We start from the raw sequence: 15,453 nt of genomic DNA, 5'->3' as shown, positions 1-15,453 counted from the left end.
CTGCGCACTTCGATCAGAATTCAAAAGATTAGCTCAGGACCCGTCGTACGAACCCGCGTCCAGCCGACAGGAAATCCTGACACCATTAAGTATTTCCATTTATTAACATTTTAATGACAGTTTGGTTTTGCGTGTTGCTGATTCTCGGCGCAGGACATTCGATCGCTGATCGATGTCGCTCTAAGAATTCGAAATAAAACCGTCATTCAACTGATACGTCGGCCGCATTTACAATGGTAAAACAACCCCAGCCCGCGCCACGGCCAGACATGTCGGGGACAGTGCGGATGCTTCTGCGTTCGAGGTGAAGAGGATGCGGCGGCGCTAAAGCGGCAATACCTCGGCTGTAAGTTCCTCCGCCGTCAGCCCCTTGCCGGCGCGTTGGCCGGCCTCGCCGTGCAGCCACACGCCGGCAGCCGCGGCCTCGAAGGCCGGCAGGCCCTGGGCGAGCAAGCCGCCGATGATGCCGGCAAGCACGTCGCCGGAACCGGCGGTGGCAAGCCAGACGGGAGCGTTGGTATTGATGAGCGCACGGCCGTCAGGCGCGGCGATGACGGTATCGGCGCCTTTGTAAATGATCGCGGCATTGGCGCGGCGGGCGGCGGCCACAGCCTTATCCACCTTGCCGAGTGTATCGTCGCCGCCGATATCGGGAAAGAGCCGCGCGAATTCGCCCTCGTGCGGTGTCAGCACCAGACGCGGCTCACCCCGGAAAAGATCAAACAGCTGCTGCGGATCGTCCTTGAACGAGGAGATGCCGTCGGCATCGAGCACCAGATGACGATCGGCAAGGGCCGAGACGAAGCCGCGCGCCTTGGCGCCGATGCCGAAACCGGGGCCGAGGACGAAGGTCTGCAGCCGCTTGTCGGAGAGCCAGTCGCCGAGGTCGGCCTCATCGTCGATGGCATGCAGCATGACGACGGTCAGATGCGCGGCATTGGCGGCCATCGCCGCGCGGGGGGCCGCGATCGTCACCAGGCCGGCGCCGGCCTTCAGGCCCGAGATCGCCGACATGCGCGCTGCACCCGTCTTGTCGGCCTCACCTGAGAAGACGACCAGATGACCGCGCTTGTATTTGTGGGTTTCCAGCTGCTCGGCCGGCAGCGCACCCTTCCAGGCATCGGGCGTATTCTCGGCAATGGTGCCGCCCGCCTCAGCGCGGATGATGCGGGCGGGAATGCCGATATCGAAAACCTCCAATTCACCGCAAAGCTCCCTGCCCGGCATCAGCAGATGGCCGGGCTTGCGCGTCATGAAGGTGATGGTGTTGCAGGCCCGGAAAGCAGCACCCAGCACCTTGCCGGTGCGACCATCAAGGCCGGAGGGCAGATCAATGGCGAGCACGGGAATAGCGGCCTCGGTGACGCGCTCGATCAGCGCCTGCACATCGGTCGGCACCGCGCGGCCAAGCCCTGCCCCGAACAAGCCATCGATGACGACGTCGCCGGGTTCCGGCCGATAGAGGTCAAGTTGCTGTCCCTTGAGCGCGCAGCCTATGCGGGCACGGGCGGCATCACCCTTCAGCGCAACGGGATCGCCGAGGTGCAAGAGCGCCACCCTCGCCCCGCTCTGCTGCAGATGACGAGCCGCGACATAGGCGTCGCCGCCATTGTTGCCGGGTCCGCAGAGCACAACGAAGCGCAACGCTCCGGGATGAAGGCGCAGAGCAGCGGCCGCGACCGCGGCACCTGCCCTCTCCATCAGGCCGAAGGAGTCGATGCCGGATGCGGCCGCAGCCGCATCGACGGCGGCCATTTCGGCGGGCGTGAGAAGAAGGTCGGACAGATGCTGGCTCATTGGCCTATTCAATTCAAAAAACGCCTAAAAAACAACCGCCTGAAACATTAAAGAAAAGAGGATATTTTATGCATTTGCTCATATTTTCATCCTCAAGAGGCATAGCTGCGCGACTCCTTAAACACATGGTTTTTTGGATTTTCGATATGATTTTGACCGAAGCACAGAGTTTTCTCGCTGATTTTCCACCAAACCGACACTAAAATCCCCGCAAACGCGGCGGTTTCGGCAAAATCCTCGTATTTTTTTAAGAAGACGGATTTCAAACTGGCACGATATCTGCATCATATCCGGCGAGCGGGAAGACTCCTGCCATAACAAGAGAAGCGGAGAGACATTTTCTCATGAAAAAGATCGAAGCGATCATTAAGCCTTTCAAGCTGGACGAAGTGAAGGAAGCCCTTCAGGAAGTTGGCCTGCAGGGTATCACGGTCACGGAAGCCAAGGGTTTCGGCCGTCAGAAGGGCCACACGGAACTCTACCGCGGAGCTGAATACGTCGTCGATTTCCTGCCGAAGGTCAAAGTCGAGGTCGTGTTGGCCGACGAGAATGCGGAGGCCGTCATCGATGCGATCCGCAAGGCGGCGCAGACCGGCCGCATCGGCGATGGAAAGATCTTCGTCTCCAACGTCGAAGAGGTTATCCGCATCCGCACCGGCGAGACCGGCATCGATGCCATCTGACCACTTTGCCAATCGCGCAAAGTCCGTTACCGTCATCGCCGACCTACACCGTCATCGCAAATCGGAGGAAACTCATTAATGGCGACCGCAAGCGAAATTCTGAAGCAGATCAAGGAGAACGACGTAAAGTTCGTCGATCTGCGTTTCACCGACCCAAAGGGCAAGCTGCAGCATGTGACGATGGACGTTGTCTGCGTCGATGAAGACATGTTCGCTGACGGCGTGATGTTCGACGGTTCCTCGATCGGCGGCTGGAAGGCCATCAACGAGTCCGACATGGTGCTGATGCCCGATACTGAAACGGTGCATATGGACCCGTTTTTCGCCCAGTCGACCATGGTCATCGTCTGCGACATCCTCGATCCGGTTTCCGGCGAGGCCTATAACCGCGATCCGCGCGGCACCGCCAAGAAGGCCGAAGCCTATCTCAAGGCATCCGGCATCGGCGATACGGTCTTTGTCGGCCCTGAAGCCGAATTCTTCGTCTTCGACGACGTCAAGTACAAGGCCGATCCCTACAATACCGGCTTCAAGCTCGATTCGACCGAACTGCCGTCGAACGACGATACCGATTACGAGACCGGCAACCTCGGCCATCGCCCGCGCGTCAAGGGCGGTTATTTCCCGGTCCCCCCCGTCGACAGCGCCCAGGACATGCGTTCGGAAATGCTGACGGTGCTCTCCGAAATGGGCGTCGTCGTCGAAAAGCATCACCATGAAGTCGCGGCCGCCCAGCACGAACTCGGCATCAAGTTCGATACGCTGGTGCGCAACGCCGACAAGATGCAGATCTACAAATATGTCGTGCACCAGGTGGCCAACGCCTACGGCAAGACGGCGACCTTCATGCCGAAGCCGATCTTCGGCGACAATGGCTCGGGCATGCATGTGCACCAGTCGATCTGGAAGGGCGGCAAGCCGACCTTTGCCGGCGACGAATATGCCGGCCTTTCCGAGAGCTGCCTGTTCTACATCGGCGGCATCATCAAGCATGCCAAGGCGATCAACGCCTTCACCAATCCGTCGACGAACTCCTACAAGCGCCTCGTCCCGGGTTACGAAGCCCCTGTGCTGCTGGCCTATTCGGCCCGCAACCGCTCGGCTTCCTGCCGCATTCCGTTCGGCTCCAACCCGAAGGCCAAGCGCGTCGAAGTCCGTTTCCCGGATCCGACCGCCAATCCCTATCTCGCCTTCGCCGCCATGCTGATGGCCGGCCTCGACGGCATCAAGAACAAGATCCATCCCGGCAAGGCCATGGACAAGGATCTCTACGACCTGCCGCCGAAGGAATTGAAGAAGATCCCGACCGTCTGCGGATCGTTGCGCGAAGCGCTTGAAAGCCTCGACAAGGATCGCAAGTTCCTGACGGCCGGCGGCGTCTTCGACGACGACCAGATCGATGCCTTCATCGAGCTGAAGATGGCTGAGGTGATGCGTTTCGAAATGACGCCGCATCCGGTCGAATACGACATGTACTATTCGGCCTGATCGGCCGCGAAGACCGAAAGCCCCGGTTCGCCGGGGCTTTCACCTCCCGGGTCATGGACGCCAGCAGGAGGATGTGACGTTCATGTGACGAACTCGCGCAAAAATCTTGATTTGCGCGACACCAGTCACCAGATTTGGTGATGAAAGGAAGTCGTACCATGAAAGAAAGAGTAGCAAAGTTCAGTATCGGCGAAGTGGTTCGGCACAAGGTTTTTCCGTTTCGCGGCGTCATCTTCGACGTTGATCCGGAGTTCGCGAATACGGAGGAATGGTGGAATTCCATTCCCGCCGAGGTGCGCCCGAGCAGGGACCAGCCCTTCTATCACCTGCTCGCCGAGAATGACGAAAGCGAATATGTCGCCTATGTCTCCGAGCAGAACCTGATGAACGACGAAAGCGGCACGCCGCTTCGCAACCCACAGATCTACCAGATTTTCGATCAGGCCCCATCAGGGCAGTTCAAACCCAAGATGAGCTTCGCCCACTAACTCAATCGTGCCGATCGTTGAATCGAGGCCTCGCTTCTCCCGGCGAGGCCTTTTCTTTGTGCAACAAAAAACCCGGCGCGAAGCCGGGTTTCTATTTCAAAGAAGTGGCAGGATTACTGCGCTTTGGCTGCCTTCTGGGCATCTTCCAGCTTCTTGCGGGCTTCCTCGGCCTTCTTCTGCATGCCTTCCTGCAGGCTGCGCTGGCTTTCAGCGAGCTTGGATTCGGAAACCGGTTCGCCGTCATAAGCGCCGGTGAAGCCTTCGAGCGAAATCTTGATCGGGTTCGGGGCGCGGCGGAAGTTGATCGAAGTGAAGATCACGTCGCTGCCCTTCTTGAGGCTGGCGATCATCGCGTCGGTCAGCGGAATTTCGGCCGTGCACTTGTCCGGCAGGCAGACGGCGTAGTCGAGCTTCTGACCCTTGCCGCCGTCGATCTGCATGATGACGCCGGGAGGAACGAGGCGTGCCGTGGGAACCGAGACCTGCAGGAGCTTGCGGTTGATCTTGCCGGAAACCGAGATCAGGCCGACGGCCGTGACGAGCTGGCCGCCATTGGCGAGGATCAGGTTCTGGACAACACAGATGTCGTTGTCTTCCTGCTTGCTGCAGGTCTTGTACCAGCCGAGCTTCGGCGCTCCTGCGGCCTGTGCCGGGGCATCGGCCGGAGCCTGTGCCGCCGCATCCTGTGCGAAGGAGGAGACCGGAGCCGAAGCGCCGAACACCACTGCCAGAACGGACAGTGCTGCCCGCATTTTCTTTTCAGACTTGAACATCATAACGAATTCCGTCTCCTGATATCCGTTCGGGGCAGCGTCTTGCCGCCCCAACCATCGGGTCGTTCGGCACTCCACCTCTTAAAAAAATAAGGCAAATGCATGACCCCTAAACTTCGGGTTCACCTGTTACATCGCAGCGTTCAAGATATCCAGCATTTCTTTGGCAATTTGAGGTGCATTTCGTCGCGATGCCAAAGAAATCGCCGCTCCGTGTTGGAATCGGTCGACCCCATGATAATCTTGGCGTGAATCATGCCCGTTTTCACGGATCAAGGATTGCCGAATGCTCCGGATTGTCGTCCCCCTCTTCTTCTCGCTGCTGTGCGGCACTGTCGCTGCCGAGCCGCTGCACGGCATCGCGATGCATGGCGAGCCGGCTTTGCCGCCGGATTACAAACACTTCCCTTACGTCAATCCCGACGTGAAAAAGGGCGGCAAGATCACCTATGGCGTCGTCGGCACCTTTGACAACCTCAACCCCTTCATCCTGAAGAGCATGCGCACGACGGCGCGCGGCATGTGGGATCCGGATTATGGCAATCTCGTCTACGAATCGCTGATGCAGCGCTCCAGGGACGAGCCCTTCACACTCTACGGCCTGCTCGCCGAAACGGTCGAATGGGACGACGACCGGAGCTTCATTCAATTCAACCTCAATCCGAAGGCGAAATGGACCGATGGCCAGCCGGTAACGCCCGAGGATGTGATGTTCACCTTCGAGCTGATGCGCGACAAGGGCCGCGTGCCCTTCGCCAACCGCCTCAACGTCGTCGCCAAGATGGAGAAGGTCGGCGAGCGCAGCGTGCGCTTCACCTTCAACGACAAGGCCGACCGCGAGACGCCGCTGATCTTCGGCCTGTTCCCGGTGCTGCCTAAACATGCAATCGATCTGGAAACCTTCGACCGTTCGTCGCTGACGCCGCCGGTCGGCTCCGGTCCCTACAAGGTGAAGACGGTGAAGCCCGGCGAGAGCATCACCTATGAGCGCGATCCGGATTACTGGGGCAAAGACATTCCCGCCAAGGTCGGCACCGACAATTACGACCAGATCACCGTCCAGTATTTCCTGCAGGATACGACGCTGTTCGAGGCCTTCAAGAAGGGCGATGTCGACATCTATCCGGACGGCAATCCCGGTCATTGGGCCAATGCCTATAATTTCCCCGCCGTCACCTCGGGGGCTGTGGTCAAGGACGTGTTCACACCGAAACTGCCGAGCGGCATGCTCGGCTTCGTGTTCAACACGCGCCGACCGATCTTTGCCGATCCCAAGGTGCGCGAAGGCCTGTCGCTGGTGTTCGATTTCGAATGGGCGAACAAGAATCTCTATTCCGGTGCCTATAAACGCACCCAAAGCTTCTGGCAGAATTCCGAGCTGTCGAGTTTCGGGGTTCCCGCCAATGCGGCCGAGCTTGCCCTGCTCGGGCCGATCAAGGACAAAATTGCGCCGGAGATTCTCGACGGCACCTACAAGCTGCCGGTCACCGACGGCTCTGGCCGCGACCGCAATGTGCTGAAACAGGCCGTCGAGCAACTGAAACAGGGCGGCTATACAATCCAGGGCGGCAAGATGCTCGATGCCTCCGGCCGGCAACTCGCCTTCGAGATCATGACGCAGAATGCCGACCAGGAGAAGCTCGCCGTCGCCTATCAGCGGTCGCTGCAGACGATCGGCATCGCCGCTTCGATCCGCACCGTCGACGATTCGCAGTATCAGAGCCGGACGAACAGCTTCGACTACGACATGATCATGAAATCCTATACGTCCTCGCTATCGCCTGGAAACGAACAGCTCGGCCGCTGGTCTTCGGCCGCCAAGACCCGCGAAGGCAGCGACAGTTTCGCCGGCGCTGCCGACCCCGATCTCGATGCGTTGATCGATCACCTGCTCCGGGCGCGCTCGGCCGAGGATTTCACCGCGGCGGTGCGCTCCTACGACCGGCTGCTGCTGTCCAGCCATTACGTGCTACCGCTCTATCATATGGGTCAGCAATGGGTGGCGCGCAGCAAACGCATCGGCCATCCCGACACGGTGCCGCTCTACGGCTACCAGCTGCCGCTATGGTGGGATACCAGCGCCCAATAAGAAGCAGCCGGACCGCCTCGGCTTGAATGTCTCCTTTGGGAGACGCACAGAATAAGGAAAATCATCATGGAGCGTATCACCATCGACGTCGTCTCGGATGTCGTCTGCCCCTGGTGCTATCTCGGCAAGGCGCGGCTGGAGCTCGCCATCGCCGAGGTGCAGGACGAGATCGGCGTCGACATCAACTGGCGGCCGTACCGGCTCAACCCCGACTATCCCAAGGAAGGCGTCGACCAGAAGAAGGCGCTGGCTGAGAAGCTCGGCGGCGAGGAGCGCGTGGCGCAGGCGCATAAGATGCTCACCGATTACGGCCGCGAGGTCGGCATCGCCTTCGATTTCGAAGCGATCAGGATCGGCCCGAACACGCTCGATGCGCATCGGTTGATCCACTGGGCGATGATCGAAGGCCGCGAGAAGCAGGACAAGGTCGTTGCCGCTCTGTTCAAGGCGAATTTCGAGGAAGGCCGCAATGTCGGCGACCATGCTGTGCTGCTCGATATCGCCGAAAAATCAGGCCTCGACCGCTCGGTCATCGCCTCACTGCTTGCCTCCGATGCCGACCGCGATCTGATCGTCGCCGAGATCAAGGCGGCCCAGGAGATGGGCGTCAACGGCGTGCCGTTCTTCATCTTCGACCAGCAATACGCCGTCAGCGGCGCACAGACGCCTGAGGTGCTGGCGAATGCGTTGCGCGATATCGCCAAGGCGAAAGCCGAGGCGCGATCAGGCCTCAACTGACGCTGACGGCCCAGGTTCAGCCCAGAACCGGAACGCAGCGCACCTCGGTCTTCACCGAATTGGCGATGAAACATTCGTCGTGGGCGCGATGGTGCAGGGCTTCAAGCTCGCTTAGCGAGGGCTGCTTTTCGCCGCTGAAGACGACATGGGGACGGAGCGTCACGATGGTCATGGCAAGGCGGCCTTCGGCATTCTTTTCCATGACGCCCTCGGCGGCATCGGTGTAGCTGTCGACGCAAAAGCGCTGTTTGGCGGCGAGCGACAGGAACCAGAGCATGTGGCAGCTGGAGAGCGAGGCGACGAAAGCCTCTTCCGGATCAACGGCATCCTCGGCTGAATAGGGCAGCGGGACGACATGCGCGGAAGAGGACGCCCTCACCTCGATGCCGCCGTCGAAGGTCCAGCGGTGGGTGCGGCTATAGCGGTTGTCGGTGAAGGTCTCGCCGTTACGCTGCCAGGCAATCGTTGCGCCGTATGTCGCCATCTCCATCTCCCTTTTCCACGCAATTCCGGACGCAAAACCGCGGCACACTTTTGCTGGAATTGCTCTATTTCGCGAGTTCTGCCAGTTGCGTCATGATGACCGCCGCCCCCTGCAGGCGTTTTTCCGACGTCGGCAGGTCTCGAGTCAGGAACAGACTGTGATCGGGGCGGATCTTCGCCATCGTGCCCTGCTTGCCGATATAACCGACGAGGTTTGCCGGGTTGGGAAATTCCTTGTTGCGGAACTGCACGACGACGCCCTTCGGGCCGGCATCAAGCTTTTCGACATTGGCGGTGCGGCAGAGCGACTTGATGTAGACGATCTTCAGCAGATGCTGGACTTCGATCGGCATCGGCCCGAAGCGGTCGATCATCTCGGCGCCGAAGCCGTCGATCTCCTTGAGCTCGGTGATTTCGCCGAGGCGGCGGTAGAGCGCCATGCGCAGATGCAGGTCGGGCACGTAGCCTTCCGGGATCATCACCGTCGTGCCGACCGATATCTGCGGTGACCAGCCGGTATCGTGGATCTCGTCGACACCCTTGACCTCGGCGACCGCCTCTTCCAGCATCTGCTGGTAGAGCTCGAAACCGACCTCCTTGATGTGGCCGGACTGTTCCTCGCCGAGCAGATTGCCGGCGCCGCGGATATCGAGGTCGTGGCTTGCCAGCTGGAAGCCGGCGCCGAGCGTATCCAGCGACTGCAGCACCTTGAGGCGACGCTCTGCGGTTGCCGTCAGCACCTTGTTGACCGGCAGGGTGAAGAGCGCAAAAGCGCGCACCTTCGAGCGGCCGACGCGGCCACGCAGCTGATAGAGCTGGGCAAGGCCGAACATATCGGCCCGGTGGACGATCAGCGTATTGGCCGTGGGCACGTCGAGGCCGGATTCGACGATGGTTGTGGACAACAACACGTCGTAGCGGCCTTCATAAAAGGCGTTCATGATGTCTTCCAGTTCGCCGGCCGGCATCTGGCCATGGGCGACGGCGACCTTCAGCTCCGGCACATCCGATTGCAGGAAGGCATGCACATCCTCGAGATCGGCGAGGCGCGGGCAGACATAGAAGCTCTGGCCGCCGCGATAATGCTCGCGCATCAGCGTCTCGCGGATCACCAGGCTATCGAAGGGCGAGATGAAGGTGCGTACCGCCATGCGGTCGACCGGCGGCGTGGTGATCAGCGACAGCTCGCGCACACCGGTCATGGCAAGCTGCAGCGTGCGCGGGATCGGCGTTGCCGACAGCGTCAGCACATGCACGTCGCTCTTCAGCTCCTTCAGCCGCTCCTTGTGCTTGACGCCGAAATGCTGCTCCTCGTCGATGACGAGGAGGCCGAGATTGGCGAATTTGATGCCGGCGCCAAGCAGCGCATGCGTGCCGACGACGATATCGGTCTTGCCTTCCGCCACTTCCTTCTTGGTCAGCGCCAGCTCCTTGGCGCCGACGAGGCGCGAGGCCTGCTGGATGCGCACCGGCAGACCGCGGAAACGGTCGGAGAAGGTCTTGAAATGCTGGCGGGAAAGCAGTGTCGTCGGCACGACGACGGCAACCTGGGCACCGTTCATCGCGGCGACGAAGGCGGCGCGCAGCGCCACTTCGGTCTTGCCGAAGCCGACGTCGCCGCAGACCAGACGGTCCATCGGCCGGCCGGCGGCGAGATCGGAGCGCACCGCCTCGATGGCGTTATCCTGGTCTTCGGTCTCGTCATAGGGGAAGCGGGCGGCAAATTCGTCATAGAGGCCTTCCGGCGTCGTCAGCATCGGCGCGTGGCGCGTGAGACGCTCGGCAGCGATGCGGATCAGCGCATCGGCCATATCGAGCAGGCGCTTCTTGAGCTTGGCCTTGCGCATCTGCCAGGCGCCGCCGCCGAGCTTGTCGAGTTGCGCCTCGGTGCCCTCGCCGCCGTAGCGCGAAAGAAGATCGATGTTTTCGACCGGCAGGAAAAGCTTGGCCTCGTCGGCATATTGCAGTTCGAGGCAGGCATGCGGAGCGCCTGCCGCCTCGATGGTCCTCAGCCCTATAAAGCGGCCGATACCATGTTCGGCGTGGACGACGATAGAGCCCTCGTCGAGGCCCGCGACTTCCGAGATGAAATCGGCTGCGCGCTTGCGGCGCTTGGAGCGGCGCACCATGCGGTCGCCGAGGATATCCTGCTCGCCGATGACGACGAGGTCGCCGGCCTCGAAGCCGGCTTCGAGGCTGAGCACGGCGGCAGCCGCCTCGCCTCTCGCCAGCGAGCCGACATCCTTCAGCGCCTCGATCGGCTTGACCTTTTCCAGGCCGTGCTCGTTCAGCACCTGCAGCAGGCGTTCGAGCGAGCCTTCGGTCCAGGCGGTGACGAGCACTTTCGCGCCGGCGGCACGGCGGTCGGCAATATGCTTGACGACGACGTCGAAGATGTTGATGCGTTCGGCATCGCCGCCGCCTTCGGCATTCGAGCGCGCCCAGCGCTGGCCCTGACGGGCGTCGACATTGACGACCCGCCGCGCCTCGCCCTCATGCTCGTTGAAGGGGCTGATGCGGATCGCGCCCAGCGCGTCGAGGGTTTTGACGAAAAGCTTGCTGTCGAGATAGAGCTGGCCCGGCGTCACCGGCTTGTAGGGCGTGCCCTGCGTCATCCCCTTGGCCGGCTGGCCGGAGTTCAGGCGGGCGTCGTAATAGTCGAAAACGAGCTTGGAGCGCTCTTCGGCTGCCTCACGCACCGTATGGTCGATGACAATCCGGAAGCCGCTGAGATAATCGAAGACGGTATCGAGCTTCTCGTAGAAAAGCGGCAGCCAGTGCTCCATGCCGGGGTAACGGCGGCCTTCGGAGACGGCAAGATAGAGCGCGTCGTCGCGGGTGGTCGCGCCGAAAGCGGAGAGGTAATTCTTGCGGAAACGGCTGATCGTATCGGGCGTCAGCGTCACCTCGCTCATCGGGTTGAGATCGAGGGAGCGCACCTGCCCCGTCGTGCGCTGGCTGGCCGGATCGAAGCTGCGGATGCTCTCCAGCGTGTCGCCGAAGAAATCGAGGCGGACCGGCTCTTCCGAACCCGGTACGAAGACGTCGAGAATGCCGCCGCGCACGGCATATTCGCCGACTTCGCGAACGGTGGCGACCCGCTCGAAGCCATTGCGCTCCAGGCGGCCGGCGAGATCGTCCATGCGCAGCTGGTTGCCGGGACGAGCCGAAAAGCTCAGGCTTTCGATGACATCCTGCGGCGCCACCTTCTGCAGCATGGCATTGGCGGTGACGAGCACGATTGCCGCATGCGGCTTCTTGCGATGGGCGATGAGGCCGCCGAGGGCGGCAAGCCGGCGGGCCGAGGTGTCGGCGCTCGGCGAGACGCGGTCATAGGGCAGACAGTCCCAGGCCGGCAAGGTGAGAACCGGAATGTCGGGGGCGACGAAGCCCAGCATCTGTTCGAGATCGGCCATGCGATGGCCGTCGGACATGACATAGGCGACCGGCTCTCCCGTTCGGGCGAGTTCGGCGAGCAGCAGCGTTTCAAGACCTGCCGGCACATTGCCGATCGTCAGCGGCTCGGCAATGGCCGCAAGCTTCTTCGCATCGAAACCAGGGATCATTCCGGCGTCCTGAGGGGCTTGTCAAAATCGGGCTTGTAGGCGGCGATGCGCGCAAACACCGGTGTCTGGAAACGCTCGGGCACCGGCCATGTTCCCATGATCCAGCGGACGAGATCATTGTCCTCTTCCGCCATGATCGTCTCGAACTCGTCGAGTTCGGCTTCCGACAGAGTCGCGACCTCGGCTTCGGCGAACTGGCCGAAGACCAGATCCATCTCGCGGATGCCGCGATGCCAGCAGCGGAAAAGGATTCTGCGGCGGCGCGGGTCGAGACCGGCACTCGTGAGCGTGACACCTGTCATGGCATTACCTTCCTGTTGATGCGCCTCTATAGACCCTCGAAAGCGGCTTGTCAGCCTTGCCAAGGCCGCATTGTTCATCGCATTTTGGCCGCATGCGCCCCGCCATTCTCGATCCTCTGTTTTCCCCCATTTCGGGCCTTCCAGGCGTCGGCCCGAAGATCGCCGACCTGCTGGTCAAGCTGCTCGGGCGCGAGACGCTGGAAGATTGCCGGGTGATCGACCTGCTCTTCCACGCGCCCTTTTCGCTGATCGACAGACGCAACCAGCCTGGAATCGCGCGCGCGCAGCACGGCGCGATCGTGACGATCACGGCGCGCGTCGACCGCCACCAGGTGCCGCCGGGCGGCAGAAGCAATATCCCCTACCGCGTCTTCCTGCATGACGAGACCGGCGAGCTGACGCTGGTCTTCTTCCGCGGACAGGCGGCGTGGCTGGAAAAGCAGCTGCCGATAGATGCGGAGGTGACGGTCAGCGGCAAGATCGACTGGTTCAACGGCCGCGCCTCGATGGTACATCCCGATTATATCGTCCGAGCCGACGAGGCGGAGAGCCTGCCGCTGGTCGAACCGATCTATCCGCTGACGGCGGGGCTCTCGCCGAAGACGCTGCGCAAGATCATCGACGCCGGCCTGCCGCGTTTTCCCGAGCTGCCGGAATGGATCGACCTGGCCTTGACTGAGAAACAGGGACTGCCGTCGATCCGCGACAGTTTCCACATGCTGCACGAGCCGCGCGATCCCACCGATATCGACCCGCAGGCCCCTGCCCGGCGGCGGCTTGCCTATGACGAGTTCCTCGCCGGCCAGCTGTCGCTGAGCCTGGTGCGGCAGAGGTTGCGCAAGGTGGCGGGCCAGCCGGTGCATGCGACCGGCACCATCGGCAGCAAGATCCTGAAGACCTTGCCCTTCTCGCTCACCGGCAGCCAGAACGAGGCGATCGCCGAGGTTTTGAAGGACATGGCCGGCAACGAGCGCATGCTGCGGCTGCTGCAGGGCGATGTCGGTTCCGGCAAGACGCTGGTGGCGCTGATGGCGATGGCGGCGGTGATCGAGAGCGGCGGCCAGGCCGTGCTGATGGCGCCGACCGAAATCCTGGCGCGGCAGCACCACGCGACGATCTCGAAATTCGCCGCCTCTGCCTGGCTCGGCATCGAGGTGCTGACCGGGCGCACCAAGGGACGCGAACGGGAAGAAATCCTGGAGCGAATCGCCTCGGGTGCCGCCCAGATCGTCATCGGCACGCATGCGCTGTTCCAGGACAGCGTCGCCTACGCCAATCTGATGCTTGCCGTCGTCGACGAGCAGCACCGTTTCGGCGTGCATCAGCGGCTGCGGCTGACGGCCAAGGGCCTCTCGCCGCACATGCTGGTCATGACGGCGACGCCGATCCCGCGCACGCTGGTGCTTGCCGCCTTCGGCGATATGGACGTCTCCAAGCTCACCGAGAAACCGGCCGGCCGCAAGCCGATCCAGACGATCACCGTGCCGATGGAACGGACCGGCGAAATCGTCGGACGCCTGCAAAGCGCAATCGCCGAGGGTAAGAAGGCCTACTGGATCTGCCCGCTGGTCGAGGAATCCGAAGAGCTCGACCTGATGTCGGCCGAAGAGCGGCATGCGACACTGGTCGCGGCACTTGGCCCGGGCATCGGCCTCATCCACGGTCGCATGAGCGGACCGGAGAAGGATGCGGCGATGATGGCGTTCAAGAATGGCGAGACCCGGCTGCTCGTCGCCACGACCGTCGTCGAGGTCGGTGTCGACGTGCCGGATGCGACGATCATGGTGATCGAACATGCCGAACGCTTCGGCCTGGCGCAATTGCATCAGCTGCGCGGCCGGGTCGGGCGCGGCGACGAGGCTTCGACCTGCATCCTGCTCTATAAGGGGCCGCTCGGCGAGACCGGCCATGCCAGGCTTTCGATTATGCGGGAGACGGAAGATGGCTTCCGCATTGCAGAAGAGGACTTGAAGCTGCGCGGTGAAGGCGAATTGCTCGGCACGAGGCAATCCGGTACGCCGGGTTTCCGCATCGCTAGCCTGGAAGCACATGCCGACCTGCTGGAAATCGCCCGCAAGGATGCCGCCTATCTCATCGAGCGCGATCCGGAATTGACCACGGAGAGGGGAACGGCGATCCGCACCCTGCTCTATCTTTTCCGCCGCGACGAGGCGATCCGTTTTCTTAGGGCTGGATAAAGCGCGCTACGGCGCGCTTTAAGTCTTTGTTCTATGCATGTCGTTACCCAAAACCGCTGAACACTTTTGGGCGACATGCATCATTCCGCTTTGGAAACTGCCACCGGCTTTGGCCGCGGCAAATGCTTCTGCTGGGGATCGGCCGGCTTGTGTTCCGGCGCGACGAGCCCGCCCGAAATCAGGAACTTGGCGGCGTCTTCCGGCGACATATCGAGCATGACGATCTTCTCGCGTGGCACGAAGATGAGGAAGCCGGCTGTCGGCACCGGCGTCGGCGGCAGGAAGACGGCGACCATATCCTGGCCCATGGCATTGAACTTCGAAGCGATTTCGCCCTTGGCGTCGGTGGCGATGAAGATCAGTGCCCAGAGGCCGGGACCCGGATATTCGATGAGGCCGACCTTCTTGAAGGAGTTCGCCTGTTCCTTCAGCACGGTTTCGAAAATCTGCTTCACGCTTCTGTAGACCGTGCGGACCAGCGGCATGCGCTGAACGATCGATTCGCCGAAACGGACGATGCTCTGGCCAATGAGGTTCTTGCCGAGGAAGCCGACGACGGTGATCAGCACGACGGCGATCAGCAGGCCGAAACCGGGAATGGCGAAATTGAGATAGCTTTCCGGATTCCAGCGCGCCGGAATATAGGGCCGGACCCAGCTGTCCGACCAATGGATGAAGGTCCAGGTCAGCCAGATGGTAATCGCGATCGGCGCGCAGATGATCAGCCCTGCGAGAAAATTATTTCTCAGCCGGGTCGCGACCGGCATTCTGGGGGTGTTGTCGGTCATCGTTTCCTGATGAACTCCATCTCAGTCCTGGACAGGCCGGAACGCCGGCCCTTCCCCCTT

12 protein-coding genes are annotated in these 15,453 nt (G+C 61.6%); 6 read left to right on the top strand and 6 right to left on the bottom strand.

Annotated features, from left to right (window positions below):
- Positions 1–324: 324 nt before the first annotated feature.
- Positions 325–1,797, bottom strand: coding sequence for an NAD(P)H-hydrate dehydratase (locus B5P46_RS24055; protein WP_129420895.1), 1,473 nt, complete (start codon positions 1,795–1,797; stop codon positions 325–327).
- A 344-nt stretch (positions 1,798–2,141) separates the two neighbouring features.
- Between B5P46_RS24055 and B5P46_RS24050 the strand changes: the two genes are divergently transcribed.
- From B5P46_RS24050 to hspQ, 3 genes are all read left to right on the top strand, one after another.
- Positions 2,142–2,480 carry a P-II family nitrogen regulator gene (locus B5P46_RS24050; RefSeq protein ID WP_003539626.1) on the top strand — a complete coding sequence of 113 codons (339 nt, stop codon included), beginning with the start codon at positions 2,142–2,144 and terminating at the stop codon, positions 2,478–2,480.
- A gap of 78 nt (positions 2,481–2,558) precedes the next feature.
- The gene (gene glnA / locus B5P46_RS24045; protein WP_011651961.1) at positions 2,559–3,968 is read left to right on the top strand and encodes a type I glutamate--ammonia ligase; all 1,410 of its coding nucleotides are present in this window, start codon (positions 2,559–2,561) and stop codon (positions 3,966–3,968) included.
- Positions 3,969–4,126: 158 nt separating this feature from the next.
- Entirely contained in the window at positions 4,127–4,456 is a 330-nt protein-coding gene (gene hspQ / locus B5P46_RS24040) for a heat shock protein HspQ (RefSeq protein WP_003539613.1), read from the top strand.
- Positions 4,457–4,569: 113 nt separating this feature from the next.
- Here hspQ and B5P46_RS24035 read toward each other — a convergent pair whose 3' ends face one another.
- Entirely contained in the window at positions 4,570–5,232 is a 663-nt protein-coding gene (locus B5P46_RS24035; protein WP_020049906.1) for an invasion associated locus B family protein, read from the bottom strand.
- A 283-nt stretch (positions 5,233–5,515) separates the two neighbouring features.
- Between B5P46_RS24035 and B5P46_RS24030 the strand changes: the two genes are divergently transcribed.
- A complete protein-coding gene (locus B5P46_RS24030) occupies positions 5,516–7,318 on the top strand; it encodes an extracellular solute-binding protein (protein ID WP_129420894.1) in 1,803 nt (600 codons plus the stop codon).
- A 66-nt stretch (positions 7,319–7,384) separates the two neighbouring features.
- On the top strand, positions 7,385–8,056 hold the full coding sequence (locus tag B5P46_RS24025) for a DsbA family oxidoreductase (protein WP_129420893.1): 672 nt from the start codon (positions 7,385–7,387) through the stop codon (positions 8,054–8,056).
- A 16-nt stretch (positions 8,057–8,072) separates the two neighbouring features.
- Here B5P46_RS24025 and B5P46_RS24020 read toward each other — a convergent pair whose 3' ends face one another.
- The 3 genes from B5P46_RS24020 to B5P46_RS24010 all read right to left on the bottom strand — a co-directional run bounded on the left by B5P46_RS24020 (position 8,073) and on the right by B5P46_RS24010 (position 12,407).
- The gene (locus tag B5P46_RS24020; protein WP_129420892.1) at positions 8,073–8,540 is read right to left on the bottom strand and encodes an OsmC family protein; all 468 of its coding nucleotides are present in this window, start codon (positions 8,538–8,540) and stop codon (positions 8,073–8,075) included.
- Positions 8,541–8,604: 64 nt separating this feature from the next.
- Positions 8,605–12,105 (bottom strand): transcription-repair coupling factor, encoded by a 3,501-nt coding sequence (gene mfd, locus B5P46_RS24015; protein WP_129420891.1) that lies wholly within the window; start codon positions 12,103–12,105, stop codon positions 8,605–8,607.
- Positions 12,102–12,407, bottom strand: coding sequence for a succinate dehydrogenase assembly factor 2 (locus B5P46_RS24010; RefSeq protein ID WP_129420890.1), 306 nt, complete (start codon positions 12,405–12,407; stop codon positions 12,102–12,104). The genes mfd and B5P46_RS24010 overlap by 4 nt, the downstream gene beginning before the upstream one ends.
- A 92-nt stretch (positions 12,408–12,499) precedes the next feature.
- Between B5P46_RS24010 and recG the strand changes: the two genes are divergently transcribed.
- Positions 12,500–14,605 (top strand): ATP-dependent DNA helicase RecG, encoded by a 2,106-nt coding sequence (gene recG, locus B5P46_RS24005; RefSeq protein WP_129420889.1) that lies wholly within the window; start codon positions 12,500–12,502, stop codon positions 14,603–14,605.
- Between the two features lie 80 nt (positions 14,606–14,685).
- On the opposite strand, the gene B5P46_RS24000 is transcribed toward recG, so the two are convergent.
- Positions 14,686–15,393, bottom strand: coding sequence for a DUF502 domain-containing protein (locus B5P46_RS24000; protein ID WP_129420888.1), 708 nt, complete (start codon positions 15,391–15,393; stop codon positions 14,686–14,688).
- Positions 15,394–15,453 lie beyond the last annotated feature (60 nt).

Origin of the sequence: Rhizobium leguminosarum (assembly GCF_004123835.1) — a bacterium.
Classification (GTDB): domain Bacteria; phylum Pseudomonadota; class Alphaproteobacteria; order Rhizobiales; family Rhizobiaceae; genus Rhizobium; species Rhizobium leguminosarum_M.
The sequence above is the reverse complement of the archived record's forward strand: the minus strand, read 5'-3'. Positions and strand labels throughout refer to the sequence as shown.

Coding starts and splice junctions, on each gene's coding strand:
- B5P46_RS24055 (WP_129420895.1), bottom strand. CDS start 1,797: ATGAGCCAGCATCTGTCCGACCTTCTTCTCACGCCCGCCGAAATGGCC.
- B5P46_RS24050 (WP_003539626.1), top strand. CDS start 2,142: ATGAAAAAGATCGAAGCGATCATTAAGCCTTTCAAGCTGGACGAAGTG.
- glnA (WP_011651961.1), top strand. CDS start 2,559: ATGGCGACCGCAAGCGAAATTCTGAAGCAGATCAAGGAGAACGACGTA.
- hspQ (WP_003539613.1), top strand. CDS start 4,127: ATGAAAGAAAGAGTAGCAAAGTTCAGTATCGGCGAAGTGGTTCGGCAC.
- B5P46_RS24035 (WP_020049906.1), bottom strand. CDS start 5,232: ATGATGTTCAAGTCTGAAAAGAAAATGCGGGCAGCACTGTCCGTTCTG.
- B5P46_RS24030 (WP_129420894.1), top strand. CDS start 5,516: ATGCTCCGGATTGTCGTCCCCCTCTTCTTCTCGCTGCTGTGCGGCACT.
- B5P46_RS24025 (WP_129420893.1), top strand. CDS start 7,385: ATGGAGCGTATCACCATCGACGTCGTCTCGGATGTCGTCTGCCCCTGG.
- B5P46_RS24020 (WP_129420892.1), bottom strand. CDS start 8,540: ATGGCGACATACGGCGCAACGATTGCCTGGCAGCGTAACGGCGAGACC.
- mfd (WP_129420891.1), bottom strand. CDS start 12,105: ATGATCCCTGGTTTCGATGCGAAGAAGCTTGCGGCCATTGCCGAGCCG.
- B5P46_RS24010 (WP_129420890.1), bottom strand. CDS start 12,407: ATGACAGGTGTCACGCTCACGAGTGCCGGTCTCGACCCGCGCCGCCGC.
- recG (WP_129420889.1), top strand. CDS start 12,500: ATGCGCCCCGCCATTCTCGATCCTCTGTTTTCCCCCATTTCGGGCCTT.
- B5P46_RS24000 (WP_129420888.1), bottom strand. CDS start 15,393: ATGACCGACAACACCCCCAGAATGCCGGTCGCGACCCGGCTGAGAAAT.